Genomic DNA, 25,196 nt, shown 5'->3' with positions numbered 1-25,196 from the left:
CACCGAGAGCGGTTCTCCCAGAACGATTCTCCTGGGATTTCGAGCCCGCGTGATTCCGGGAAATCCGGCTTCTTCCGGCCGTGTTTCACGTGAAACGGCGGCGAACTGGCTTGCCGATGGCGTTGCGGGGCAACTCCGTGACGACGGTGATGTCGCGGGGCCGTTCCGCCGGTGAGAGGCGCGGGCGCAACCACTCCCGCAACTGGTCGGCGCTGAGGCGCCTCCCGTCGCGAACCTCCACGGTGGCCCGCAGCCGCTGACCGAACTCCTCGTCGGCCACCGACTCCAGAAGGACATCGGAGACGTCAGGGTGCGCGGTGATGACGGCGGCGACCGGGCCGGGGTAGACGTTCTCGCCGCCCGAGACGATCATGTCGTCGAGGCGCCCGTCGACGAACAGCCGACCGGCCGGATCGAGATGGCCGAGGTCGCCGGTCGAGAGCCAGCGGCCGTCCGGGTGCCAGCCCCGCACCTGGATCTCGCCGATCTCCCCCGGTGGCAACACCGCGCCGTTGCGGTCGACGGTTCTGATCTCTACCCCGCGCGGGGCACGGCCAACCGTGCCGGGGGCAGCCTTCAGATCGGCCGGCGTGGCCATCGCGGCCCAGCCGGCCTCCGTGGTGGCGTACATGTTGAACGTCAGATCCCCGAACCGCTCCCGCAGCCGTTCGCAGAGATCGGCGGTCAGTGGGGCGGCACCGCTGACGATGCCGCGCAGCGAGTCGACAGCCGGCCATCGGTCGGGCGGCAACTCGCAGATCCGGCGCAGTTGAATCGGCAGGGCGAACAACAGGCCGGCCCGGTTGTCGGCGACCGCCTGCAGGATGCGTTCGGGGTCGCCGCCGGGAACCAGCACCACGGGGGCGCCCAGGAGGAGACCGGCGGAGAGGTAGGTCAGCCCGTACCCGTGATGGGGTGGGGTAGCCACCACGATCGGCTCGCCGCGGCGTACCGGTGTGAGCCGTAGGTGAGTGGTCACCGGGCCGAGGAGCATCCGTACCGACAGCGGCCGGGACACACTCTTCGGAATGCCGGTGGTGCCGGAGGTCAGCACGAACATGCGACCCGGCTTCGGTCTCCTACCGCCACGCACCTCTGCCCCGGCCTCGCGAGTGATCAGACGCGGCCAGGCGATCGCGGGCACGTCGGCGGTGGAGGCGCCCGGCTCGTGCACGAGGCCGGTGATCCGCTCCTGACGCAGCAACGCGACGAGGCGATCGTCCGGTAGATCTGGCGGCAGGAGGACCACGTCGACGCCCCGGCGCGCCAGACCGATCGCCGCCGCGACCAAACCGCGGTGCCCACCGCACGCCAGGCCGACACGGTCGCCCGGAAGCACCCGCAGAGCGGCGGACGCCTTCGCTGCCATGGCGTCCAACTCGGGGTAGGTCACCGGTCCGTCGCCGTCGACCAGAGCTACGCCGGTGGGCGGACCGCCGGCCAGAGCGGTCGCGAGACTACGGCCGTGCCGGCGGCCGGCGCGAGACAACCGCATCAGCCGGGACGGTGTCAGCAGGCCGGTCGGCTCCAGAACCCGCAGTGGCTCCCACGCCTCGATGACCCGCGCCCCCATGGCCAGCGACCGTTCGACAGTGCGAGGCATCGCCGCGGAGACGACGACACCGACACGGGCCCACCACGGCCACCACGAGCGGCGGTGCGCCAGGACCCGGCAGACGACCTCGGCGGCCTCGGACGCGGACATCATCGGGACACGCTGATAGTGGGCGGTGGGTGCGCTCATGCGGGTGCGGACCAGATTGAGGTACGCCGTACTGACCGTCACGCGATCCCGCCGCAACTCCACGGCCGCGCTGCGCAGCCATGAGTCGAACGCTGCCTTGGAGGAGTGATAGGCCGACCAGTTCGGCGTGTGCAGGGCCAGACCGGCGGTCGAGACGTTGACGATCTGGCCGCCGCCTGCCGTTCGCATGGCCGGAAGGAGCGCCAGCAGCAACTGCACCGGACCGAGGTGATTCACGCTCAGGGTGCGCTCGATGTCATGGAAGCGGTCCGCGGTATCGGCAACGGAGCGCCTCAGCGAACGGCCGGCGTTGCAGACCACGACGTCGATGCGGCGATGGTGGGCGATCAGATCTGCGGCCAACGTTGCAGCCGTCTGGGGTGAGGAGAGATCTGCCGGGTATACGAAGGCTCGCCCGCCGGCTGCGGTGATCTCCGCCCGCACCTGTTCGAGGCGGTGGACGGTTCGGGCGACCAGCAATACGGTCGCTCCGGCACCGGCGAGGCGGCGGGCAGTGGCGGCGCCGATCCCTTCCGAGGCGCCGGTGACGAGAACGGTCCTGCCGTTCACGGCCGCGCGGAGCCGGCTTTCACGGGGCCGTCGGCCGGTGATTCCCGCGACGAGTCGCAGGCTGCGCGTGATCCAACCCATCGCGCCATTGTGTGGCAGAGCGGATGTCGAGATCGGGCGGGTGCCGGTCCCGGACGTCGAGCGGGGGTGGTGACGGGCTTGGTGGGACAACGACGCCGCAGCGGGCACCACGGAGATGCCGATGAACTGGAAGCCGCTATCAAGGCGTCGGCGGTTTCACGTGAAACGGACGATCGGTGGTTTCACGTGAAACAAGGGGCCGCGTCGGGCGAAGAGGACGGTGCCCAGTTTGCTGGGATCGGATCAGCAGCGATCGCGGGGCCGGCATGTGAGGATGGGTTTGTCGCCGGTTGTACTCCGAGTCGCTCGAGCGGGACGCGCACGGCGATCTACCGATCGTCGCCAGGCGTTGCGTCGCTGACCCTTGCCGAGTCGCAGACCTGAGGGAGCGCTGACTCCCTGACCGATGGAATGCTCACCAGGAGTCGAGGGCGAGCCCGATTCTGGAGGCGGTCATCGCTCCAGGAGAGCCGATGGCCGCCTCAGAGATCGAGTCGTCGAGCGTGGCTGGCCAATTCGGTAAGTGGTTGGCACCCCAATTGATCTTGTAAGTCCCGTCGTCCAGTGATGACATCTCGTGCACCACGGTCCGTGTTATGAACAGCGCTGTTGACTGCCTTGTGTCGACGCCCGGCCGGAGAGCCGCAGCGGGCTTGATCCCTCTCGGCATCGGGGATTGCTGGTGACGCGCTGAGCGAGGTTGCTGGCCTTGCCATCGTTGTTCAGAGCCATCGGTATCCGAGCGATGAGCAGCTGGCAACTATGCGCACCCGATCCGGTTTCACTGGCTGTGCCATGAGGAGACGGGAGAGAGGGTATTGGTGCTGACCCGCGGCCCAGGTCGGAGTGAAGCGCTGACCGGTTCCACGTGAAACATGGGTCGGGTGCGGCACCGGTTCGTCCACAGCAGGCACCCTGGCGCAGTAGGAAGAATCAGGCTCAGTTCGTTCGCGGTCATGAGGAGAAGGTGATGGGAGACATCGGCTGAAGCCGGCCCAAGCTGATGACCTCCAGGCACCAAGAAGTCCGCATAGCCGCTCCGCGTGCCTCCGCTGATAACTGACTCGAAAGGCTGTCGGCAGCCGATGCCGAAGCGGGCTTGAGCCACTGCTAGACGGATGGGTAGTAGCCCGCCGAGAGCGATGGTCCAGTTCCCTCGTGAGATCTCCTCCATCCGGCAGTGCTGGTGACGCGCTCGTTCATAACGAGGAGCCGCAAGCGGCCATCCAGTAGTGACGGTGCCTGCCGAATCGCGCCTCTTCTCTCGGAAGTTCGGCAGCGGTCCGCACCGAAGCGCCGCTGGTTGGATACGACGCCGGTCGTGCTCCGTGTAGATGCCGGCTCGCGTCGGGAACCAAGAGACCCCGGCCGACTCGGTGCCCGCCCTTGCCGACCGCGCGAATCGACCTTGACGCCCGGTCAGGTGGTACCCGCGCACTACCGACACTGCCCGCTAGTGGTACCGCTCGTGCCGACCCGCCGTCCGCGTTGCCCGCGCTGTGCGCGCCGTCCGCACTTCCTGCGTCACCCGTGCTGTCCCCGCCGACTGCTGCCGTGTGCGCTGCCCGCAGCGATCCGTTCCGTCCGTGCCCTCCAGGCCCATCGGTGCCGACCTCGCTGCTGACACCGTTCGCGCTAATCCCGGTGTGCACGAGGGAGGGTCTGGACGCTGGCAGGACGGGTCTTGGCTGAGCAGGCTGAGACGCTGCCCGGCAGCGGCTTGTCTCCGTGGCCGTTCTGAACGGCATGCCTTTGTCGACGAACACCGGGGCCGGCGGTGCGCGCCGGTCAACTCAGTCGTTCACCACGGGATGGCCGCCTTCCGCCGCTAGCCCACGACAGTCGCAGAGTGCTTGGCCCCGTCGAAGGAGATGGCATCGAGGAGCCGTGCACGATCAAGGGCGAGGGCCGTGCTGGCTGAGGTCCAGACCCTCCGGGTCCGCCTGTGGATCAGGACCGGGCTGCTTCCTTCACGACTTTTGCCGACGCTTGTTGCGGCTATCGCTTCCGAGTACCCGACGACATGGCGCCACGGCCGGCCTTCCGATGCCGGGGAACAACACGAATAAGGGAAGACGCTGACACCCTCGGCTGAGGGCCTGCGGTGTGACGCGAGGGATGAAATGCCTCCCGGTAACTCGGATGCAGAACCAGCAGGTTCCCGAAGCGCCGGTGAAGGAACTGGCTTCTCCTCGCCTGACCCAGTGGTGCCCCGGACTCAAGAGATGTCCGGCGAAGCCGACACGAACCACGAGCCGGGCGCGGCCTGGGCAAGCGAGGACGCCGGCACTCGAGGGCGAAGATCTACGCGGTAGATCTACGCCAGCAACCGGCGTTCGCGTGATGGGAAGACATGCGCGGACTCCACTATCCACAACCTGTGTGTGACGCCTGTTGACGATGGGACGTGGCCCGTTTCACGTGAAACGACGCCGATGTCGTGGGCACCGTCCACCGCTCTATCCACAGGGTGCGCAAGCGTTCTACGTCGCGTTTCACGTGAAACCAGTGAGCCTGTGGATAACTTCTGTGGATAACTTGGGGACAGCTGTGTGGAAGCCCGGATCTTGACGATCATCGACATGACGGCGCGTGGTGGCGAGTCGGAGGCAAGTCCCTCCGTCGTGCGAAATTGACCCGGGACAGGGTGTTGTGGGCTGGGCTAAGGTCACGTCGTGTCGGAGAACACCACCCCCCTGCCCGACTTCACTCGTTGGCCTTCGTTCCCGTTCGAAGGCGACATGCGGGTCAAGAAACTAGCGCCGCCCGTGGATGTCGAGCCGCCCCGGAGTGGTGAGGACGGGTCGGACTGTGTGGCGTGTGGCACCCCCGACGACGCCTACATCTGGGTGAGCGAGCGGTGGCGGGTCCGGGCGATGGATCGGCCGACCGGCCTGCCCATGGTTCTCATCCTGGAGTGCCGTTCACACCTGGATCTCGGCGACCTTCCGAACCTGCTGGCAGCGGAACTCGGCGTGATGACCGTCCGGCTGGAGCGGGCGATCCGGTCGCTGGACGGGGTGGCGCGGGTTCACGTGAATCGCTGGGGTGACGGCTCCGCGCACCTGCACATGTGGTTCCTGGCCCGACCGTACGGCCGCCTGCAGTTGCGGGGGACGTTCCTGTCGCTCTGGGACGACATCCTCCCGGTCGTTCCGGAGGCGAAATGGCGCGAGAATCTGGCTCTCGTCGCGGCCTGGCTCGGTGACTTCGGTGGCAAGGCCAATGCCGAACCGGCCCACATCGAGTGGGAGTCCCCGGCGACGCTGAACGTGCCGGTTCCGTCGACCACCGATTCCGACGAGGAGAGCGGCCAGCGCCCGGCCACCCTCGGTGATGTCGAGGCGGCCGAGACACCGTCCGGACCAGCGGCGTTCTGAGCGCGCGGGAAGGGCTAGCCCAACGAGTGGCGCACGAGGCACGTCACGGCGGGTCAGTGGGACTTGCGGGCCACGGCTCGTTCGACCAGGGCGCTCATCACCGTTCCCAGATCGACCCCGGCCGCCTGCACCGCGAGAGGCAGCAGCGACGTCTCGGTCATTCCCGGTGCCACGTTGCAGCCCAGCACCTGCGGCTCCCCGTCCTCGGACACGATCACGTCGATCCGGGACAGGTCGCGCAGACCGAGGGCCTTGTACGCCGCCAGCGCCATCTCCGACACCCTGGCTGCCACGTCCGGGGAGAGCCGGGCCGGCACGTGCCATGTCGTCAGGCCGGCGGTGTAGCGGGCCGCGTAGTCGTACACCCCGTCCCGCGGGACGATCTCGACGATCGGGAGCGCCGAAGGGCCGGTACCCAGGTCGATGATGGACACCGCCACGTTGGTCCCGGTCACGTACTGCTCGACGAGCGCCGTGGAGTCGTACGCGAAGCAACCCACCATGGCCGCCGGCAGATCCGCGACGTCCCGCACCACCGCGGCCCCCAGCCCGGATCCGCCCTGTGCGGGTTTCACCATGAGCGGCAGCCCGAGCCGGGAGACGATCCGGTCGAGCACCGCGACCGCCCCCAGCTCGGAGAACCGGTCGTGCGGCAGCGCCACCCAGTCCGGCGTCGGGATCCCGGCCTCGTGCAGCATCGATTTGGCCGACGGTTTGTCCCAGGCGAGCCGGGCGGTCCGCGCGTCGGCGCCGACGTAGGGCACGCCGCACAGGTCGAGGACGCCGCGCAGCGACCCGTCCTCACCGGTGGCCCCGTGCAGGGCGATCACCACCGCGTCCGGCGGGTCGGCCTGCAGGGCGGGCAGCAGGGACACGTCGGCGTCGTGCAGTTCGGCGGTCAGGCCGGTGGACCGGAGCGCGTCCAGCACCCGGCGGCCGGACCGCAGGGACACGTCCCGCTCGTAGGACAGCCCGCCGGCCAGCACCAGAACTCGCACTTCGTCTCGCGTACCCATGGCTGTGATCATGCCAAGTCGGGACCGGGAGCGTCCGCGGCGGCCGGGCCACGACGGCGCTGATGCCCGGGCTGCAGGCCGGCGCCGCCGAAGACGGCACGCATCGCGAGTTCTTGTTCCATCACCCCGGAGAGCCGGCGTACGCCTTCACGCAGCCGGTCGGGGGCGGAGAAGCTGAAGTTCAGCCGCATGTTGCCGCGCCCGGTGCCGTCGGCGTAGAAGCCGGTGCCGGGCACGTAGGCGACGCGGGCGGCGATGGCACGCGGCATCATCGCCTTGGAGTCGAGGCCGGCCGGCAGGGTCGCCCACACGAACAGGCCCCCGGACGGGTGGGTCCACGTGGTGCCGGCCGGCATCAGATCGTGCAACGCGTTGAGCAGGGCGTCCCGGCGCTCCCGGTAGATCTCCCGGTAGACCTTGATCTGCTCCTGCCAGGGCATGGTCGTCAGGTACTGCGTGACGGCGCCCTGGGCGAACGCGCTCGGACAGAGCACATTCGCTTCGCTCATCATGACCAACTTTTCGCGTACGGCGTGCGGGGCGAGGATCCAGCCGACGCGCAGCCCGGGTGCGAACGTCTTGGAGAACGTCGAGCAGTAGAAGACGCCTTCCTTGCGGCGGGCCCGCAACGGCAGTGGGGCCTCGCCTTCGAAGGACAACATGCCGTACGGGTCGTCCTCGACGACCAGCAGCCCGGCCCGCTCGCAGATGTCGAGGATCTGCTCGCGTCGCTCCTCCGACAGTGTGACGCCGGCAGGGTTCTGGAAGGTGGGGATGGTGTAGAGGAACTTCGCCTGCCGGCCCTCCCGGGCGGTGGCGGCGATGGCCTCCTCGAGTGCTGCCGGGATCAGCCCGTCGTCGTCCATCGCCACGTGCCGGACCTGTGCCTGGGCGGCCTGGAAGACGCCGAGTGCGCCGACGTAGGTCGGCCCCTCGGCGAGCACCACGTCGCCCGGGTCCAGGAACAGCCTGGCGAGCAGGTCGAGCGCCTGCTGGCCGCCGACGGTGACCACCACGTCGTCGGGGGAGGCGTTGGTGATGCCGGAGAGGGTCATCACCTCACAGATGCGTTCGCGCAGATCGATGGTGCCCTGACCGATGCCGTACTGCAGGCTGGTGGCGCCCTGGTGAGCGGCGAGGTCGCCGAGCATCTCCCCGACGGCGTCGAGCGGGAGGGCGGCGATGTAGGGTGAGCCGCCGGCGAGCGAGACGACCTCGGGGCGGCTGGCGACGGCGAAGAGAGCACGGATCTCCGATGTGGTCATCCCGCGCACCCTTCGCGCGTACCGATCGGTGTAGTCGTCCTGTGTCGTCCCGGTCATCCGGATCACCTTCCTCATAACGGCTGCCACGATGGTAGTCCCGCCCGACCTGCTCCCGTTCATGGTGATTGGGACGTAGGATTCGGCGGGGGCGCGGCGGCGTCCGGTCCTGTCCCGTGAGCGAGCTGCAAGGGGTCCGCCATGTCGCGACGCCTGGTCAACCTGACCCTCGACACTCTCGAGGACCTTCCCCGGCCCTGCCGGCAGTGCGTGTACTGGGAGCTTGATCCGGTCTCCGCCGAGCGGGCCTGCGCCACCGGTGATCCTGGTCTCGAAAAAGAGGCCTGGGTGTCGCAGACGCTGCTGGAGTGGGGCTCGTGCGGCAAGCTCGCCTACGTCGACGGGATGCCGGCCGGTTTCGTGATGTACGCGCCACCCGCCTACGTGCCGCGGTCGATGGCCTTCCCGACGTCGCCGGTGAGCGCTGACGCCGCGCTGCTGACCACGGCCAAGGTGGTGCCTGCCTTCGCCGGTGGCGGCCTGGGCCGGATGCTGGTGCAGGGCGTGGCCCGCGACCTCACCAAGCGCGGTGTGAAGGCGGTGGAGGCCTTCGGCGACGCCAAACCCGACGAGACCGACGAGAACGCGGCCTGTGTCGCGCCGGTCGACTTCTTCCTGTCGGTGGGCTTCAAGACGGTCCGCCCGCACCCCCGTTATCCGCGGCTGCGGCTGGAGTTGCGGACGGCCCTGTCCTGGAAGTCCGACGTCGAGTACGCGCTGGAGAAACTGCTCGGCTCGATGAGCCCGGAGACCCTGCTGCGCCCGGTCCGCCCGGTCACCGCCACCAGATCAGCCGACAACTAGCGTGTGGAGTTCGGGCTGAAATAGCGGCCGAACTCCACACGCTGAAAGCGCTAACCCTTGTCGGCCAGCGCCATCCGCAACTGCCGGACGTCGATCGAGCCGGTGGGGACGTCCCGCTCCACCGGGAAGTACATCCGTTGGACCGCAGCCAGGATCGCCTCGACGATCTGCTCCCGGAACAGCGGGTCGATCAGCCGCTCCCGGTCCACCGGCGAGGTCAGGTAACCCAGGTCGACGCGAACCGTCGGCATCCGGGTGAGGCGCAGCAGATCCCAGGTCTTCGCGTGGGTCCGGCAGTCGTGCATGCCGGTGCGCACCACGATCTCCCGCTGCACCAGGTTGGCCAGCCGCTCGCCGACGGTGGAGCTCAACCCGTTGCCGGTGCCGTAGTGGTAGGTCGCGACCCCCTCGGCGGCGCCGGAGGAGTGCCCGTCCAGGTGCAGTGAGATCAGCAGGTCGGCGCCGAGACTGTTGGCCAGGGCGGCCCGCTCGGCCCCGCTCATCGGCGCGGCCGGCGACGGGCCCCGGGTGAGGTGCACCCGCATCCCGGCGGCGGACAGCCGGCCCTCCAGGCGGGACGCCAGGTCGAAGACGAGATCCGCCTCGTTCCACCGCAGCGGCCCGTCGGGCACCAGCACGCCGGTGTCGTCACCGCCGCCGTGGCCCGGGTCGATGACGATGGTCTTGCCGACCAGGTTGGGGCCGGACTGGCGGAACGCCTCGGCCTCGCGCAGCCACTGCGGGCGGCCACCGACGACCTTCCGGCCCAGGCGGCGCAGCGCTTTCATGGTCTGCGGGCCGCAGGAACCGTCCGGGACGAGACCGACCTCGCGCTGGAACTGGGCGACGGCGCGGGCGGTGCGGGCGCCGTAGACGTTGTCGGGGCGGCCGGTGTCGAACCCCATCTCGAGGAGCCGCTCCTGCAGCGCCCGGACATCCTCACCGACCAGGGCGTCGGGCACCGAGTGGAACAGCGTCCGGGAACCCAGCCGCCAGCGGGCCGCGTCCAGCGCGCTCCACGTCTCGTCACCGACCATCCCGTCGATGCCGAGCCCGCGGCTCTGCTGGAAAGCGCGGACCGCGGTCTCCAGGGCATCGTCGAAGACGTCGGGATCGGTCTCGGCGAGCAGCTCCAGGCCGACCAGGATCGACCTGATCTCGGAAACGGCCACGCCGGTGTCTCCGCGTCGGATGGACCGCACTCACGACTCCCTAGGGGCGAGAAAGGACGACCTTCAGGAGAGTACGCCCCGCGGCCCAGAACGGGCGCGGGGCGTTCACCAGCGTCGGTCAGAGAGCTGACTCGATGAAGTTGACCAGGAAACTCTTCGGCTTGGCGCCGACCACCGAGTTGAAGGGCTCACCGTTCTTGAAGAGCGTCAAGGTGGGGGCCGACATCACCTGGTAGTTGAGAACCGTCTGCGGGTTCTCGTCGATGTTGACCTTGACGATCTGCACCTGCTCGCCCAGCTCGGAACTGGCGATCTCGGCCAGCAGCGGGTCGACCTTCTTGCAGGGCACGCACCACTCGGCCCAGAAATCCACCAGCACCGGCTTGTCGGACTGCAGCACGTCACTGGCGAAGGTGGCGTCGGTGACCACCTTGGTTGCTCCCACGAGGACCTCCCGGTCTTACAGCTCTACGAATGAAGCGATGAAGCGCTCGGCGTCCAGCGCCGCGGCACAACCGGTGCCGGAGGCGGTGATGGCCTGCCGGTACGTGTGGTCGACCAGGTCACCGGCGGCGAACACGCCGGGGACGTTGGTCCGGGTGCTGGGCGACTGCACCTTCACATAGCCCTCGTCGTCCAGCTCGACCTGGCCCTTGAACAGCTCGCTGCGCGGGTCGTGGCCGATCGCCACGAACACGCCGGTCACGTCGAGGACCTTGGACTCGCCGGTCTGCACGTTCTTCAGACGGGCGCCGACGACCTTGCCGTCCTGGCCGAGGATCTCCTCGACCACGGTGTTCCACTCGACCTTGATCTTCTCGTTGTCGAGGGCCCGCTTCTGCATGACCTTGCTGGCCCGGAAGCTGTCCCGGCGGTGCACGATCGTCACGGTCTCGGCGAACCGGGTGAGGAAGGTCGCCTCCTCCATCGCCGAGTCGCCGCCGCCGACCACGACGATGTGCTGGCCGCGGAAGAAGAACCCGTCACAGGTGGCACACGACGAGACGCCGTGGCCGAGCAGCTCCTGCTCACCGGGAACGCCGATCGGGCGCCACGCCGAACCGGTCGCCAGGATCACGGCCCGGGCGAAGAACTGCTGCTCACCGACCCAGACGGTCTTGAGGCCCTCGGTGCCGGCCTCGGTCGGCTTGTCGGTCAGCTCGACCCGGGTCACGTCGTCGGTCAGGAACTCGGCGCCGAACTTCTCCGCCTGGGCCCGCATGTTGTCCATCAGCTCGGGGCCCATGATCCCGTCCCGGTGGCCCGGGAAGTTCTCCACCTCGGTGGTGGTCATCAGGGCGCCGCCGGACTGCACACCCTCGATCACCAGTGGTTTCAGGTTGGCGCGGGCCGCGTACAACGCCGCGGTGTAGCCCGACGGTCCGGAACCGATGATGATCAGATTGCGGACCTCGTCCACTGCCGACTCCTCAGTCTGTTTCGTCGCTCGAATAGGTCGGCGACACTGCACGCTAGAACGTCATGCTAGGCATGCGCCATTCCCACGCACGCGCTGGTGTTGGACCTCACGCGGCGGTGCGGTCAGCGTACCGGGAGTTTCCGGACGGTGTCCGGGTCCGACGCGGGCGTGCCGCACTCCGGTCCGGCCGCCCACACCCAGGTGCCGTTGGTGGCGCTGAACCGCACGACCAGCGCCGGGTGCCCCTCGAACCGGGCGTAGTCCACCGACTCCACCGTGATCGGGCCGCCGGCGTTCTCCTGGGCGATCGCCTCCAGGCAGACGGCCAGCGCGGTCGGGTCGGCCAGCCGGCCCAGCAGGTCGGCCTTGGAAGCCGTGCTCGCGTTCGACTCCGTGGCGCCGTCGCCGAACGTGGCGGCACGCTGCTCGGCCAGCGTCGTGTCGGTGTAATCCGTGCCGCTGTGCAGGATCTCGCCGATCGGCGGCGCGGCGGCCAGTGGCGCGGCGGCGGTGTCCGCCTGCCCGGCGGCCGACTCGGCGTTCTCCGACGACTCGGCCAGCAGCCCGCTCAGCCCGAAACCGGCGAACGCGAGCAGGGCGGCGGCCACGGTGAGCGGCGCGGCCCACCGTCGTGCCCGCCGGGCCTTTCCCAGATCAACGACCTTCGCGGGTACGGGTGAAGTGCTCGACCCGTCCCCGGTGCTCCCGTCGGAGCCGCGGAACAACCCGTCCAGCCGGGCCGCCAGGTCCGCCGGCATCGGCTCGGGCTCCAGCTCCCGCAGGGCCCCGGCGGCCGCCGCCATGGCCGGCGCGAACGCCTCGAACGCGGCCTGCCACGCCGGATCCTCAGCCACCAGGGTGGCCACCCGCTCCTCGTCGGGGGTGCCGTCCAGAGCGCCTCCGACGAAGTCGGCGAGCAGGTCGATGTCGACCCCCTCGAACTCGGCGCCCGTCACCGCGGCTCCCTCCGCTCAGACCCGGTCGGCAGTGGTCCTGCCGCCTCCGACCTGGATGGGACGGTCCCGCCGGCGCCCCGGTTCCCCCGCAGGTATCCCAGGGTCGTCGCCATCTTCGCCCGGCCCCGGGCGCACCGGCTCTTCACCGTGCCCTCCGCCACACCGAGCATCATGGCGGCCTCGGCGACCCCGTAACCCTGCACGTCCACCAGCACGATCGCGGCCCGCTGATCGACCGGCAGGGCGGCCAGCGCGTCCCGCACGACCAGCACCGTGTCCTGGTCGACGGCCGGGGCGGCCGGCTCCGGGCCGGTGGGGCGGTCGTCGTCGCGGTTGCTGTCCGGCAGCGGCACCGTGGGATGGGCCTGACGGCGCCGGAGACGGTCCAGGCAGGCGTTCACCACGATCCGGTGCAGCCAGGTCGTGACGGCCGCGTCGCCGCGGAACCGGGCCGCGTTACGGTGCGCGTTGAGCAGCGCGTCCTGGACGGCGTCGGCGGCCTCCTCGCGGTCACCGACGGTCCGCAGGGCGACCGCCCACAGCCGGTCCCGGTGCCGGCGGACCAGCTCGGCGAACGCGTCGGTGTCGCCCTCGACATGGGCACGGATCAACTCGGCGTCGCTCGGCGCAGCGCCGGGTGGCCCGTCCCGGAAAGTCACGTCAGCAATCTAGTGCACCGGGACCGGCCGGGGCGGCTCAGTATCCGTACAGCTCGATCTCGTTCACGTCGGCCTGGTAGCCGGGGGTGTCCGTGTTGCGCGGCAGCTCGGTGATGAAGACGAGAACGTACTGGTACTTCTGGTCCGGGACGAAGGACAGGAGCTGAGTCGACCCGGCGCTCTTGTTCGGGGCGGAGTCCTGGTCGCCGACCTTCTGGAACTGCTGGAGCAGCTTCTTGTCACCCTCGGCGCTGTCACCCGGGTCGCTGGCGCCGGTGCGCAGCTCCATCCCCACGCCACCCAGGGACGTCGTGACCCGCACATCGGAGAGGGCACGGGCCTGGCCCAGGTTGATCAGGATGCCCATGCCGTCCTTGAGCTTCCCGAATTTCGGCGAGCCCTTGTAGTACGACAGCTCCCAGGCGGTATCCATCTTGCCGTCGACGGTGAGCGCGGCGTCGTCCTTGTCGAAGTCACGGGTGCCACCCGGTGCGTCGACGATGCGGACCATGTCGGCGGTGAGCTTGATTTTCTTCGGCTCGGCGGCCGGAGTGGCCGGAGTGTCCGCCGAACCGTCCTGGCCGGTGTCGCCGGCGGCGGTGTTGCCGGCCTGGGAACCCGGGTCGTCGGAGTTGCCGGTGTTGTTGATCGCGCGGATGCCGAAGATCAGGCCGACGATCGCGATGACGATCAGCGCGCCGACACCGAGCAGGATCTTCGGAGCGCTCTTGGTCTGCTCCCCGGACTGGGCGGCGCCGCCCTGCACGAAGCGCAGCGGGCCGACGTCCTCGAACTCGTCGTCCTCGGCGGCGGCGTCGAGCCGGCCGAGTTCGGCGGTGAGCGCGTCCGACGCGGGCGCGGCGACCCGCAGGTCGAGCAGGTCCATGGTCAGGTCGTCGAGGTACGCCGGGACGCCGGCCCGGACCTGCCGCGGGGCGGTCACGTTGCCGGTGCTGTCCCGGTTGGCGTCGGGCAGGGTGTGGCCGCCGACCTCGCTGTGCGGCCAGTGACCGGTGAGCGCGAAGTAGAGGATGCCGCCGACCGAACGCACGTCGGACTCGACGCTGTCGGCCGCGTCGGCGCGCGCGTCGGCCAGGACCACCCGGCCGTCGTCGGCGATCAGGACGCTGCCGGGGTGCACGTTGCCGTGGATCATGCCGGTGGCGTGCACGGCGGTCAGCGCGTCGGCGACCGAGTGCGCGATGGCGATCGCCCGGGCCGGGTCGAGCGGGCCCTCGGCCCCGAGCAGCTCCCGCAGGGACTCGCCGTCGACCCACTCGCGAACCACGTAGGCCCGCTGCTGCTCGTCGATCGCGTCGTAGACGCCGGCCAGGTTGGGGTGGATCACCCGGCTCGCAGCGACCGCGGCCTGGAGCATCTCGGTGGCCGAGTCACCGCCGGGGTGCCGGAGCACGACGGCGACCGCGCGCCGCAGGATCACGTCGATGCCGCGCCACACCTGCCGGCCGGCACTGTCATTGTTGACGTGCTCTTCCAGCTGGTAGCGCTCGGCCAGGACCTCACCGGCGGTGGGGGCACCGAAGGTCATGACCGGTCCGGCCTCGTCGGCCGCGGTCTCGTGGCCTTCGCCGACCTGGGTCACCAGTCCTCCCTCGGTGGTGCATAGCTGGTGCCGCATCGCGGGATGCCGGCCCCTCTCGGCGCAGGGGAGAAGCCTCCCGTGCACATGCCGACACCGACCATACCCGCACCGGGCACCTGACCGGCAGGTCGTCCCCCCGGCGCGGCAACGTGCCCGGACTACGCGAAACGGACGATTCACCGCCGGATGGTTCGGGGCTCACCTGTTCCGGGCGAATTCTCCGGGATCAGCGGCCGATCTTCCGGCGGACCATCCCGACCACCTGGCTGACCTCCTGGACGCGCAGCAGCAGGGCGGTGCCCAGGTAGGCGATCAGGACCACCGCGCCACCGACCGCCAGCTGCAGGATCGCCTCGACCCGGCCGTCCGGTTCGCCGGAGCCGGGCAGCAGGCGGACCACCAGGTACGCGAGGCCGGCGGCGACACCCGCGGCGACCGCCACCTTGATCAGCGAGCCGGCCACCGAGCCGAGGTTGAGCCGGCCGATCCGGCGGCGCAGCACCGTCAGCGAGATCAGCGCCGACAGCAGGTAGGAGAGGCCGTTGGCGGCGGTCATGCCGGCCGCGATCAGCGACTCGTTCAGGATCGCGGCGAGCACGAAGTAGCCGGTGATCCGGATCGCCACCACCGGCAGGTTGATCAGGGCGGCGGTCCGGTTGCCCTGGAGCGCGTAGAAGGCGTTGGTGCAGAGGAAGCTGATCGACAGTGGCAGCACCGCGAAGGCGGCCACGGTGAGGACCGTACCCATGGCCAGGGCGTCGGAGTTGGTGATCCGGCCGCCCTGGAAGAGGAAGACCGCGATCGGCCCGCTCAGCACGGCGTAGATCACCACGATCGGGGCGAGCGCCGCCGAGACCAGCTTGATGCCGCGGGTCAGGTCCTCGCTGATCTCGTGGAGCCGGCCCTCGGCGGCGGCCGCGCTCATCTTCGGCAGCAGCGCGGTGATCACCGAGACGCCGATGATGCCGTGCGCCATCATCATCAGCAGGAAGACGTTGTTGAACGCCAGCGCGCCCGGGTTGTCCTCGCCCTCGGATCCGTTCAGAGCCCGGACCAGCGCGAACACGGCGATCTGGTTGGCGCCCACGTAGCAGAGCATCCAGCCGGCCAGGCTGCCGATCTCGCGCAGCCCGAGCGCCCGCGGGTTCCACCGCCACGCCCAGCGGAAACCGACCTTGCGCAGGGCCGGCAGCAGGCCGATCGCCTGGACCACCATGCCGAGCAGGGTGCCCAGGCCGATCAGCGCGATCTCGCCTGCCGTGATGTTCTCCGGCGTCAGGTCCTTGTCGGTGCCGAAGACCAGCAGGAACACCCCGCACACCGCGATCACGACGATGTTGTTGAGGATCGGCGCCCACATCGGCGCGGCGAAGTGGCCGCGGACGTTGAGCACCGCGGCGATCAGCGCGGACAGGCCGGTGAAGAAGATGATCGGGAGGATCAGGTACGCGAAAGCGGTGACCAGGTCACGGAAGTCCTGGCCGGTCGTGTCGCTCGTCTGGAACGCGGTGATCAGCGGCGCGGCCAGCACCACCAGCGCGGTGGCCAGGCCGAGCATGACGACCGCGAAGGACAGCAGCCGCTGGGTGAACTCCTGGCCGCCGTCATGGTCGGTCTTGCGCCGCCGGACCAGCAGCGGGATCAGCACGCTGGAGAGGATGCCGCCGAGCAGCAGTTCGTAGATCTGGCCGGGCAGGAACTGGGCGCCGGTGTACGCGTCACCGACCGCCTCGCCGAGAACCATGCCGATCAGCGCGTTGCGGACGAATCCGATCACCCGGCTGACCAGGCTGCCGACCGCCATGATCGCGCTCTGCCCGGCGGTGCTGCCGCCACCCTGCTCGGCCGGGGGCTCCGCGGGCGGGCCGTCGACCGAGACGACCGTCACACCGTCCTGCTGCGGCGGCTGACCGTCGGGTGCCGCGTGCGTGCTGCGGTACAGGCCGCCGTTCACCAAAGCCTCCAGAGCCCTGCCGATGTTGGAGCCACCATAAAGGCAAAACTCACACGTGGTGACGTAGGAGGGTGCCGGGCTCGGCCCCGGCCAGCGTCTCCACCATCCAGCATGCCTCCAGCGGGACCAGGGGCTCACTCAGCGCATCCAGCACCGTCGGGTGATCGCAGCCGGCCTCGGTCAGCGCGCCGAGCAGAGCCGGCACCGCCGTCAGGTCACCGGAGTCGGCGATCCGGCGGGCCAGGGGGCGCGTCTCGGCGTACCACTCCTGCTGGGGAAGAAGGGCGAGGGCGGTGGTCGTACGGCGTACCAGATCGGAAAGGTCCTCGTGGGGGAACCGCTCGCCGAAGCGGACCTGAAGCCGCGTGACCTCCGGATCGCTCAACGCCGCGATCGCGCCCTCGTCCAGCACCTGCGGGGAGAGCGCCGGAAACGCCGGCCACCAGCGCTCGTCCGCGAAGAGCGGCAGCGGGGTCTGCTCCGGCCCGGCCGGAACGGCGGCCGGCACATCGCGGCGCAGCGACCGGTACGCCGCCTCGCGCACCGCCGCGACCGCGGTCGGGTCGTCCGCGTCACCGGCCGGGGCGAACGGCGCCAGCAGCGCCACCACCAGGCCGGGGTGCGGCAGCAGCGGGTCGGCGAGGGCGATCACCCGGGCGAAGGATTCCAGCTCCGGCCAGTGCAGCGCGGCCGGGCAGGGACCGCCGGCCTGCGCCCAGCCCAGCAGCACCGGCTCGCTGGAGGCGGGCCGCCGCAACCCGAGCGTCCGGTCGCCGGAGGGCAGATCGATCCGCAGCACCAGGGAGTAGCCGCCGACCACCGGAAACGAGACCTGCACCTGGGCCGGGAGGTCGCCGGTGTCGGTCAGGTCGCCCGTCCAGAAATCGGGGTCCTCGGTCAGGCGGCGCAGCGCCTCGGAAACGGGCATCCCGCAATCCTGCCCGGCGGTAGCTGCGAGTGTCACTCCCGATACCCTGGTCATCCCATGTCTTCTGTGTTGAACGACGCCCAGCAGAGAGCGGTAGCCGAGTTGCTCCGCGTGTCCCCCGTCGCCGATGAGCTCGGCCGCCGGTTCGCCACCGCCGGTCACGAGCTGCACCTGGTCGGTGGATCGGTCCGTGACGCGCTGCTCGGCAGCCTCGGTGACGACCTCGACTTCTGCACCGACGCCCACCCCGAGCAGACCCTCGCGGTGGTCAACGGCTGGGCGGACGCGATCTGGGAGACCGGCCGCGAGTTCGGCACGATCGGCATCCAGAAGAACGGGCTGCGGATCGAGATCACCACGTACCGGGCGGAGTCCTACGACGGGGTGACCCGCAATCCGGTGGTCTCCTACGGCACATCGCTGATCGACGACCTGTCCCGGCGTGACTTCACCATCAACGCGATGGCGGTGTCGGTGCCCGGGCACGAGTTCACCGACCCGTTCGGCGGCCTCACCGACCTGGCCGCCCGGGTGATCCGGACACCGTCCGCGCCGTCGATCTCGTTCGGTGACGATCCACTTCGGATGTTGCGGGCCGCCCGTTTCGCGGCGAAGCTGCGTTTCACCGTGGACGAGCCGGTCGTCGCGGCGATGCGGGACATGGCGCCGGACCTCGACCGGATCACCGCGGAGCGGGTGCGCGACGAGTTCACCAAACTGATGAGCGCCGCCGATCCGCTGACCGGCCTGCGCCTGCTGGTCGACACCGGTCTGGCCGACCGGTTCCTGCCGGAGATCTCCGGGCTCAAGCTGGAGATCGACGAGCACGCCCAGCACAAGGACGTCTACGAGCACACGCTGATCGTGGTCAGCAACGCGATGCGCCTCGAGGGTGCCGAGGGACCGGACTTCGTGCTGCGGATGGCCGCGCTGATGCACGACATCGGCAAGCCCGCCACCAAGGCGGTCGGCCGGGACGGCCGGGTCAGCTTCCACCACCACGAGGTGGTCGGCGCCCGGCTCACCAAGCAGCGCATGAAGGCCATGAAATACCCCAAGGACGTGACCTCCGAGGTGGTCGGTCTGGTCGCCCTCCACCTGCGCTTCTATGGGTACGGCCGGGGCGAGTGGACCGATTCCGCGGTCCGGCGCTACGTCACCGACGCCGGCCCGCTGCTGTCCCGGCTGCACAAGCTGACCCGTTCCGACGTCACGACGCGCAACCGGCGCAAGGCCTCGCAGCTGGCCGCCGACTACGACGCCCTCGAGGAGCGGATCGCCCGGATCGCGGCCGAGGAGGACCTGGCCAAGGTGCGGCCCGACCTGGACGGCAACGCGATCATGGAGCTGCTCGGTGTGCCGCCGGGCCCGATCGTCGGCCAGGCCTGGCGTCACCTCAAGGAGCTGCGGCTCGACCGGGGACCGCTCGATCGGGACGAGGCCGAGGCGGAGCTGCTCAAGTGGGCCCGCGAGCAGGGGCACATCTCTTAATTCGAATACATAAAAGTGACGTAGGTCACTCATAACAGGGACGCGCGTCGAAACGGTAGCGTTCTATGCTGGCCCACGACTCACCGGTCGGCATCGAACCGGTCTGAATCTACGGGGACTCCTCATGTTCTTGATCAACCGTCGGGCTCTTGCTGTCATCGGCGCCGCAGCCGCGGCCATCGGCACCACCGGCTTCCTCGCGACCCCGGCCCAGGCGGCCAGCGTCGGCGTGGCGCGGGTCGTCGGAACCAACGCCGTCTACTTCCAGGCGGCCGCCGGTCAGGCCAACACCCTGACCATCACCGTCTCGGGCCGCACCACCACCCTGGACGACGTGGTCGCGATCCAGGCGGGCGCGGGCTGCAAGGCCGTCTCCGGCGACCGGACCAAGGTCACGTGCACGACGTCGGCCGCGACGGCGGGCTACAACGTGCAGCTCGGCGACAAGAACGACAACCTCTACAACCGCACCTCGGCGTACCTGATGGCGAACGGCGCCGACGGTGACGACAAGCTCTACGGCGGCAATGGCCGCGACGTGGTCTACGGCGGCAACGGCATCGACGTGCTGAGCACCGGCAACGGCAACGACGCGCTGTCCGGCGGCGGCGCCAACGACCTGCTCTACGGCGGCGCCGGCGACGACCTCATCTACGGCGGCCTCGGATCCGACAAGATCTACGGCGGCGCCGGCGGCGACACGGTCCAGGCGGAAGCCGGCGACGACTTCATCTGGGGCGAGGCCGGCTACGACGAGCTCTACGGCGGCGACGGCAACGACCAGGTGTCCGCCGGCAGCGAGGTCGACATCGTCGAGGGCGGCAACGGCAACGACAAGATCTGGGGCGGCACCGGCTCGGTCTACGACGCCGACCTCGGGTACATCGGCGACATCATCTACGGCAACGGCGGCAACGACGTCGTGAACGGCGAGGACGGCAACGACTTCGTCCTGGGCGGCGCCGGCGACGACGCTCTCGCGGGCCAGACCGGCATCGACGAGCTGCAGGGTGGCGACGGCAGCGACTCGCTGTGGGGTCACGCCGGCGACGACTACATCTGGGGCGACGGCGGCAACGACAAGATCTGGGGCGCCGAGGGCGACGACTACCTGGCCGGTGAGGACACCGACACCGACGGCTACCCGGTCGGCAACCCGGCCGCCCTGGACACGGTGGACGGCGGCGCGGACGCCACCATCTACGGTGACTACTGCGCAGTGATCACCGCGGAGAGCGCCACCAACTGCGAGGCGGTCGTCACCCCGCAGACCGGCGCCCTCTCGGTCGCGCCGGGCAAGGGCAAGGCTGTGGCCCCGGCTGACGTGGACGCCCGCGTCGCCGCCGCCAAGGAACTGATCACCAGCCTCTGAGCACCTGAATGAAAAAGGCCCGGCCGGATGGCCGGGCCTTTCTCGTGGGATCAGGCCGGTCCCAGGCTCAGCTGCCGCCGACCGCCCAGCTCCTTCGGCAGGGTCATCGACTCGATGACCCCGCCGGTGGCGGTGTACAGGCCGGCCACGCCGTCGCCGATCGCGAGGATCTCGCCATTCGGCGTGTACTGGGCCTGATCACCACGAACCGTGCCGACGATCTGCCCGGTGATGGTGTCGGCGATCCGGATGTCCCGGTCGGCCGCGTTCATCGACTCGACGGCGAGGAGCACGTATCGGCCGTCCGGTGACCACGAGTCCTGGCCGAGCGGCGACCCCTGTACCGGGACGGTACGGGTCATCGCCCCGGTATCCACGGCGTAGACGTCGATGCTCTCGGTCGGTTCCAGCCCGTTCTCCGGCGGCGGTCCGGGCACACGGCGGGCCAGCGCCACCTCGCGGCCCCCGGGCAGCCAGGTGTAGTAGCAGACCGCAGCGCACTGGTTCGTCCCGTCCACGGTGGTAATCAGCTTCTCCTCGCCGGTCACCGCGTTGAACAGCACGAATCCCTCGGAAATGGTCGTCAGCAGTGTCGTGCCGTCCGGCGACCACATCGACTGCGGGCGCAACATCGTGCGGTTCTGCAGCGGGCGGACGTCACCGGTGCCGAGGTCGACGACATGGAACGTTCGCCTCGATATCAGGGCCGCATGCCGACCCTTGGGGGCGCCCATCACCTGGTAATACTTGCCGCCGACCACGGAGTAGCGGCCGGTGCCGCGGTTCAGGACCACGTTCCCGGTCTGCCAGGTGGTTCCGGCGGGCTTCTCCAGCCCGAGGTACGGGTTCTGGCCGACAGCGGTCACGACCAGGCCGCCCGGGAGCGCGTACGGCGATCGGGTCCACTGCGGGGCGTTCGCCGGCGTCGACAGGCCCACCCGGGTCGTCGGGGTGACCGGCGTGACCGGAGCGGGCGCGATGCTGGGCGGCACGGAAGCGGCGGGCGGGGGCGGGGCCGCGCGCCTGTCGTTCAGCACGGTGTACGGCACGGCCACCGCCCCCACCAGCGCCACCGCCGCCAGACCGGACAGCGCGTGCCGCCGCCGCCGGATCCGCCGGCCCCGTACCCGGGCCACCGAGGCCAGGTCGATCGCGGGGGGCGCGTCGTCGGCGAGGTCCCGGACGGCCTTTCCCACGATGTCCTCCAGGTTCCTCATCGGGTCCCTCCCATCGACACGGTCCGGTCGCCGACCAGCCGCCGCAGCTTGCTGAGCGCCCGGGAGGCCTGACTGGCCACCGTTCCGGGCCGGCAGCCGAGGACCTCGGCGGTCTCCTCCACCGACCGGTCCTCCAGGTAACGCATCACCAGCACGGCCCGCTGCCGGGCCGGCAGGGTCAGCAGCGCCTCCCGGACCGTGATCCGGTCGGCGACGTCCTGATCGTGGTGGCGTTCCGCGGCCCGGTCCGGCACCTCGGCGACGAACACCTCGTTGCGCGTCCCGGCGCGGCGCCAGAACGACGCGCGGTCGTTGTAGATGATCTTTCGGACGTACGCCTCGGCGTCCCCGTGGATCCGCGGCCATCGCGCGTACGCCTTGGCCAGCGCGCCCTGTACCAGGTCCTGCGCGGCCTCCCTGTTCTGCGTCAAAGCGTGCGCGATCCGGAGCAGCGCCTGCCCCCGCTCCGCGACGAACGCGGTGAACTCGTCTTCGAGTGACTGCTTCACCGGTCACCTCCACAGGGCCAGACGCCCTGTCGATGAAGAAGCTTGCACGGGAGGATGGACGACATGTTCGTGGTGCAGACACCGATCGGCCCGCTGGGCGTGCACGCCGAGGACGACGTCGTGGTGGGGGTGCGGTTCGGTGTGCCGGCCGGGCCGTCCGCGGACCATCCGGCGGCTGCCGCGCTGGCCGCCTACTTCGCCGGTGAGCTCACCGGCTTCGCCGTGCCGTTCGAGCTGCGCGGCGGGTCCGCGTTCGAGCGGGCGGTCTGGGCCGAGATCGCCAAGATTCCGTACGGGGAGATGGTCACCTACGGAGCGATCGCGACCGCGCTCGGCGATCCCGGGGCGGCCCGTGCCGTGGGGACGGCATGCCACCGCAACCCGATCCCGGTCATCGTGCCGTGTCATCGGGTCGTCGGGGCGGGGGGCAAGATGGTCGGCTTCGGCGGCGGCCTGGACCGCAAGCGCATCCTGCTGGAGCTGGAGGCCCGGGTCGCGTTGCAGCGGGCCTGGGGCTGACCGGACACGGATCAGGCCGGACCGCGGGTGCGGTCCGGCCTGATGCGGGTGTTGTCAGCGGGGTCAGCGCTCGACGTCGCCGCGGATGAACGCCTCGACGGCCTCGTGGGCGTCGTGGTCGCTGTACTGCACCGGCGGGGACTTCATGAAGTACGACGAGGCGGACAGGATCGGGCCGCCGACGCCACGGTCCTTGGCGATCTTCGCCGCGCGGACCGCGTCGATGATCACGCCGGCCGAGTTCGGCGAGTCCCACACCTCGAGCTTGAGCTCGGCGTTCAGCGGGGTGTCACCGAAGGAACGGCCCTCGAGACGGATGTACGCCCACTTGCGGTCGTCGAGCCACGGCACGTGGTCCGACGGGCCGATGTGCACGTCGCTCTTGATCATCTCGTGCGGGATCTGGGACGTGACCGACTGCGTCTTCGAGATCTTCTTCGAGACCAGGCGGTTGCGCTCCAGCATGTTCATGAAGTCCATGTTGCCGCCGAAGTTGAGCTGGTACGTGCGGAGCAGCTCGACACCGCGGTCCTCGAACAGCTTCGCCAGCGCGCGGTGCACGATGGTGGCGCCGACCTGGCTCTTGATGTCGTCGCCGACGATCGGCACGCCCGCGTCGGTGAACTTCTGCGCCCACTCCGGGTCGGAGGCGATGAAGACCGGCAGCGCGTTCACGAACGCGACACCGGCGTCGATGGCGGCCTGCGCGTAGAACTTGTCGGCCTCCTCGGAGCCCACCGGCAGGTACGACACCAGGACGTCGACCTCGGCGTCCTTCAGGGCCTGCACGACGTCGACCGGCTCGGCCGTCGACTCCTCGATGATCTCGCGGTAGTACGTGCCCAGACCGTCGAAGGTCGGGCCGCGCTGCACGGTGACGCCGGTGGGCGGCACGTCGGTCAGCTTGATGGTGTTGTTCTCGCTGGCGACGATCGCCTCACTGAGGTCCATGCCGACCTTCTTGGCGTCCACATCGAACGCCGCGACGAACTTCACGTCGGATACGTGGTAGTCGCCGAAGGTCACGTGCATGAGACCCGGGACGCGGTCGTTGGGGTCGGCGTTCTTGTAGTACTCCACGCCCTGCACGAGGGACGAGGCGCAGTTACCCACACCGACGATGGCGACGCGGACGGAGCCCATCGCGTTTGCCTCCTTGTTCATCACGGCCGGTCCTGGTGTGGACGCGGTGTTTCTAAGGGATCCGCTCCCGCCGCCGGCGGTCCACCGGCGGGTGCGGGGTTCGGTGCGCCGGTGAGACCGGCGCGATTTCGGAAAGCGGGCGTACGGCCGGAGCGCTCGTTGGTGATCAGCTCCTCCAGCCAGCGGACCTCGCGCTCGCACGCGTCCAGTCCGTGTCGCTGCAGCTCCAGGGTGTAAGCGTCCAAGCGGTCGGCGGCGCGGGACAGGATCTCGCGCAGGCCCTCGCGGCGCTCCTCGATGCGGCGTCGGCGGCCCTCCAGGATGCGCAGGCGGGTGGCGCGATCGGTGCGCGAGAAGAAGGTGAAGTGGACCCCGAAGCCGGCGTCGTCGTACGTCTCCGGGCCGGCCTGGGTCAGGAGGTCGGCGAAGTGCTCCTTGCCCTCGGCCGTGATCTTGTAGACAACTCGTCCCCGCTTGCTGGTCATCGGGGGAATGATGTCGTTGTTGGTCTCGGCCTCACTGATCCAGCCGGCGAGCTTCAGCCGCTTCAACGTGGGGTAAAGGGTGCCGTAACTGATCGCGGCACGGAGCGTGCCGAGCTTGGTCGCGAGTTCCTTGCGGAGCTCGTACCCGTGCATCGGGGCCTCCTGCAGGAGGCCGAGGATCGCCAACTCCAGCATGGCCCTCCCTCGAACGGTGCTCCACGGCGAAGCAGTGTCCCGATGTATCGGCTCGATACATCGCAACCGTAGATCGGGACCTTGTGCCGTGCAACTCCGGGGTCCTTGTGCGATCGGTGCGCCACGCTGCGTGATGGCTGTCGCCGGGGACGCGGCGACCGCGTACTCTCTTCGCCATGCGTACGCAGCGGCAGATCGTCGACTACTCGCTACAGAGGCGAGCGGTGCTGCGTGACGTCAGGAACGGCCGGATCGGCACGCTCGAAGTCTGCGACGCGTCTCCTTACTTGAAGAACGCGGCGACGTACCACGGCGAGCCCACCGACGAACGATGCCCGGTGTGCCGGCGCGACAATCTGACGCTGGTGCACTTCATCTATGGAGACGAGCTGAAGCAGTCCGCCGGCCAGGCCCGGAAACTGGCTGAACTGCCCGCGCTCGCGATGACGCTGCGTGAGTTCCAGGTCTTCGTCGTCGAGGTGTGCCGCTCCTGCGCCTGGAACCACCTGGTGGAGAGGTTCGTTCTCGGCCGGGACGGCCTCGCCGCCGAGGAGATGTTGCACACCGACGTTATGGTCTCGTCCGGTGGCGCGATCTCCCACCGGACAGGTAAGGCGTCACACAATGGGGAGGCCCGGCGATGAACCGGACCGATC

21 protein-coding genes are annotated in these 25,196 nt (G+C 69.7%); 6 read left to right on the top strand and 15 right to left on the bottom strand.

Annotation, left to right across the window (positions count from 1 at the left end; all coding sequences use genetic code 11):
* Nucleotides 1-85: 85 nt before the first annotated feature.
* Nucleotides 86-2,395, bottom strand: coding sequence for an SDR family NAD(P)-dependent oxidoreductase (locus ACZ3II_RS05740; protein ID WP_465516416.1), 2,310 nt, complete (start codon nucleotides 2,393-2,395; stop codon nucleotides 86-88).
* A gap of 2,675 nt (nucleotides 2,396-5,070) precedes the next feature.
* Here ACZ3II_RS05740 and ACZ3II_RS05735 point away from each other — a divergent pair.
* On the top strand, nucleotides 5,071-5,775 hold the full coding sequence (locus ACZ3II_RS05735; protein WP_465516415.1) for a hypothetical protein: 705 nt from the start codon (nucleotides 5,071-5,073) through the stop codon (nucleotides 5,773-5,775).
* Nucleotides 5,776-5,828: 53 nt separating this feature from the next.
* Here the strand turns inward: ACZ3II_RS05735 and ACZ3II_RS05730 are convergent, their stop codons facing one another.
* Together ACZ3II_RS05730 and ACZ3II_RS05725 are read right to left on the bottom strand one after the other, a co-directional pair.
* On the bottom strand, nucleotides 5,829-6,791 hold the full coding sequence (locus ACZ3II_RS05730; protein ID WP_465516414.1) for a D-alanine--D-alanine ligase family protein: 963 nt from the start codon (nucleotides 6,789-6,791) through the stop codon (nucleotides 5,829-5,831).
* Between the two features lie 8 nt (nucleotides 6,792-6,799).
* On the bottom strand, nucleotides 6,800-8,113 hold the full coding sequence (locus ACZ3II_RS05725) for an aminotransferase-like domain-containing protein (RefSeq protein ID WP_465516413.1): 1,314 nt from the start codon (nucleotides 8,111-8,113) through the stop codon (nucleotides 6,800-6,802).
* A gap of 141 nt (nucleotides 8,114-8,254) precedes the next feature.
* Between ACZ3II_RS05725 and ACZ3II_RS05720 the strand changes: the two genes are divergently transcribed.
* Complete coding sequence (locus ACZ3II_RS05720) at nucleotides 8,255-8,917, top strand: GNAT family N-acetyltransferase (RefSeq protein ID WP_465516412.1); 663 nt, start codon at nucleotides 8,255-8,257, stop codon at nucleotides 8,915-8,917.
* Nucleotides 8,918-8,967: 50 nt separating this feature from the next.
* Here ACZ3II_RS05720 and ACZ3II_RS05715 read toward each other — a convergent pair whose 3' ends face one another.
* The 8 genes from ACZ3II_RS05715 to ACZ3II_RS05680 form a co-directional block, all read right to left on the bottom strand.
* Nucleotides 8,968-10,119: an N-acetylmuramoyl-L-alanine amidase gene (locus ACZ3II_RS05715; RefSeq protein ID WP_465516411.1), complete on the bottom strand. Its 1,152-nt coding sequence runs from the start codon at nucleotides 10,117-10,119 to the stop codon at nucleotides 8,968-8,970.
* Between the two features lie 88 nt (nucleotides 10,120-10,207).
* Nucleotides 10,208-10,534: a thioredoxin gene (gene trxA / locus ACZ3II_RS05710; protein ID WP_465516410.1), complete on the bottom strand. Its 327-nt coding sequence runs from the start codon at nucleotides 10,532-10,534 to the stop codon at nucleotides 10,208-10,210.
* Between the two features lie 15 nt (nucleotides 10,535-10,549).
* Nucleotides 10,550-11,509 (bottom strand): thioredoxin-disulfide reductase, encoded by a 960-nt coding sequence (trxB, locus tag ACZ3II_RS05705; RefSeq protein ID WP_465516409.1) that lies wholly within the window; start codon nucleotides 11,507-11,509, stop codon nucleotides 10,550-10,552.
* Between the two features lie 122 nt (nucleotides 11,510-11,631).
* Nucleotides 11,632-12,465 carry a hypothetical protein gene (locus ACZ3II_RS05700; RefSeq protein WP_465516408.1) on the bottom strand — a complete coding sequence of 278 codons (834 nt, stop codon included), beginning with the start codon at nucleotides 12,463-12,465 and terminating at the stop codon, nucleotides 11,632-11,634.
* Nucleotides 12,462-13,124, bottom strand: coding sequence for an RNA polymerase sigma factor SigM (gene sigM / locus ACZ3II_RS05695; protein WP_465516407.1), 663 nt, complete (start codon nucleotides 13,122-13,124; stop codon nucleotides 12,462-12,464). Before sigM ends, ACZ3II_RS05700 begins: the two co-directional genes overlap by 4 nt.
* Before the next feature lie 37 nt (nucleotides 13,125-13,161).
* Nucleotides 13,162-14,727, bottom strand: a complete 1,566-nt coding sequence (locus tag ACZ3II_RS05690; protein WP_465516406.1) for a protein kinase family protein — start codon at nucleotides 14,725-14,727, stop codon at nucleotides 13,162-13,164.
* Between the two features lie 226 nt (nucleotides 14,728-14,953).
* The gene (gene murJ, locus ACZ3II_RS05685) at nucleotides 14,954-16,681 is read right to left on the bottom strand and encodes a murein biosynthesis integral membrane protein MurJ (RefSeq protein ID WP_465516405.1); all 1,728 of its coding nucleotides are present in this window, start codon (nucleotides 16,679-16,681) and stop codon (nucleotides 14,954-14,956) included.
* A gap of 49 nt (nucleotides 16,682-16,730) precedes the next feature.
* Nucleotides 16,731-17,609 carry a hypothetical protein gene (locus ACZ3II_RS05680; protein ID WP_465516404.1) on the bottom strand — a complete coding sequence of 293 codons (879 nt, stop codon included), beginning with the start codon at nucleotides 17,607-17,609 and terminating at the stop codon, nucleotides 16,731-16,733.
* 57 nt (nucleotides 17,610-17,666) lie between these two features.
* Here ACZ3II_RS05680 and ACZ3II_RS05675 point away from each other — a divergent pair, with 57 nt between their 5' ends.
* Nucleotides 17,667-19,100, top strand: coding sequence for a CCA tRNA nucleotidyltransferase (locus ACZ3II_RS05675; protein WP_465516403.1), 1,434 nt, complete (start codon nucleotides 17,667-17,669; stop codon nucleotides 19,098-19,100).
* Between the two features lie 124 nt (nucleotides 19,101-19,224).
* On the top strand, nucleotides 19,225-20,472 hold the full coding sequence (locus ACZ3II_RS05670; protein ID WP_465516402.1) for a calcium-binding protein: 1,248 nt from the start codon (nucleotides 19,225-19,227) through the stop codon (nucleotides 20,470-20,472).
* A 50-nt stretch (nucleotides 20,473-20,522) separates the two neighbouring features.
* On the opposite strand, the gene ACZ3II_RS05665 is transcribed toward ACZ3II_RS05670, so the two are convergent.
* On the bottom strand, nucleotides 20,523-21,689 hold the full coding sequence (locus tag ACZ3II_RS05665) for a TolB family protein (RefSeq protein WP_465516401.1): 1,167 nt from the start codon (nucleotides 21,687-21,689) through the stop codon (nucleotides 20,523-20,525).
* Nucleotides 21,686-22,198, bottom strand: a complete 513-nt coding sequence (locus ACZ3II_RS05660; RefSeq protein WP_465516400.1) for a SigE family RNA polymerase sigma factor — start codon at nucleotides 22,196-22,198, stop codon at nucleotides 21,686-21,688. The genes ACZ3II_RS05665 and ACZ3II_RS05660 overlap by 4 nt, the downstream gene beginning before the upstream one ends.
* A 63-nt stretch (nucleotides 22,199-22,261) precedes the next feature.
* Between ACZ3II_RS05660 and ACZ3II_RS05655 the strand changes: the two genes are divergently transcribed.
* A complete protein-coding gene (locus ACZ3II_RS05655) occupies nucleotides 22,262-22,717 on the top strand; it encodes a methylated-DNA--[protein]-cysteine S-methyltransferase (protein WP_465516399.1) in 456 nt (151 codons plus the stop codon).
* A gap of 63 nt (nucleotides 22,718-22,780) precedes the next feature.
* Here the strand turns inward: ACZ3II_RS05655 and ACZ3II_RS05650 are convergent, their stop codons facing one another.
* Complete coding sequence (locus ACZ3II_RS05650) at nucleotides 22,781-23,860, bottom strand: inositol-3-phosphate synthase (protein ID WP_465516623.1); 1,080 nt, start codon at nucleotides 23,858-23,860, stop codon at nucleotides 22,781-22,783.
* A gap of 20 nt (nucleotides 23,861-23,880) precedes the next feature.
* Nucleotides 23,881-24,540: a PadR family transcriptional regulator gene (locus ACZ3II_RS05645; RefSeq protein WP_465516398.1), complete on the bottom strand. Its 660-nt coding sequence runs from the start codon at nucleotides 24,538-24,540 to the stop codon at nucleotides 23,881-23,883.
* Nucleotides 24,541-24,716: 176 nt separating this feature from the next.
* Here ACZ3II_RS05645 and ACZ3II_RS05640 point away from each other — a divergent pair, with 176 nt between their 5' ends.
* Nucleotides 24,717-25,184, top strand: a complete 468-nt coding sequence (locus tag ACZ3II_RS05640; protein ID WP_465516397.1) for a DUF5318 domain-containing protein — start codon at nucleotides 24,717-24,719, stop codon at nucleotides 25,182-25,184.
* Nucleotides 25,185-25,196 lie beyond the last annotated feature (12 nt).

Source organism: Actinoplanes sp. NPDC019969 (genome assembly GCF_055562375.1).
The sequence above is the reverse complement of the archived record's forward strand: the minus strand, read 5'-3'. Positions and strand labels throughout refer to the sequence as shown.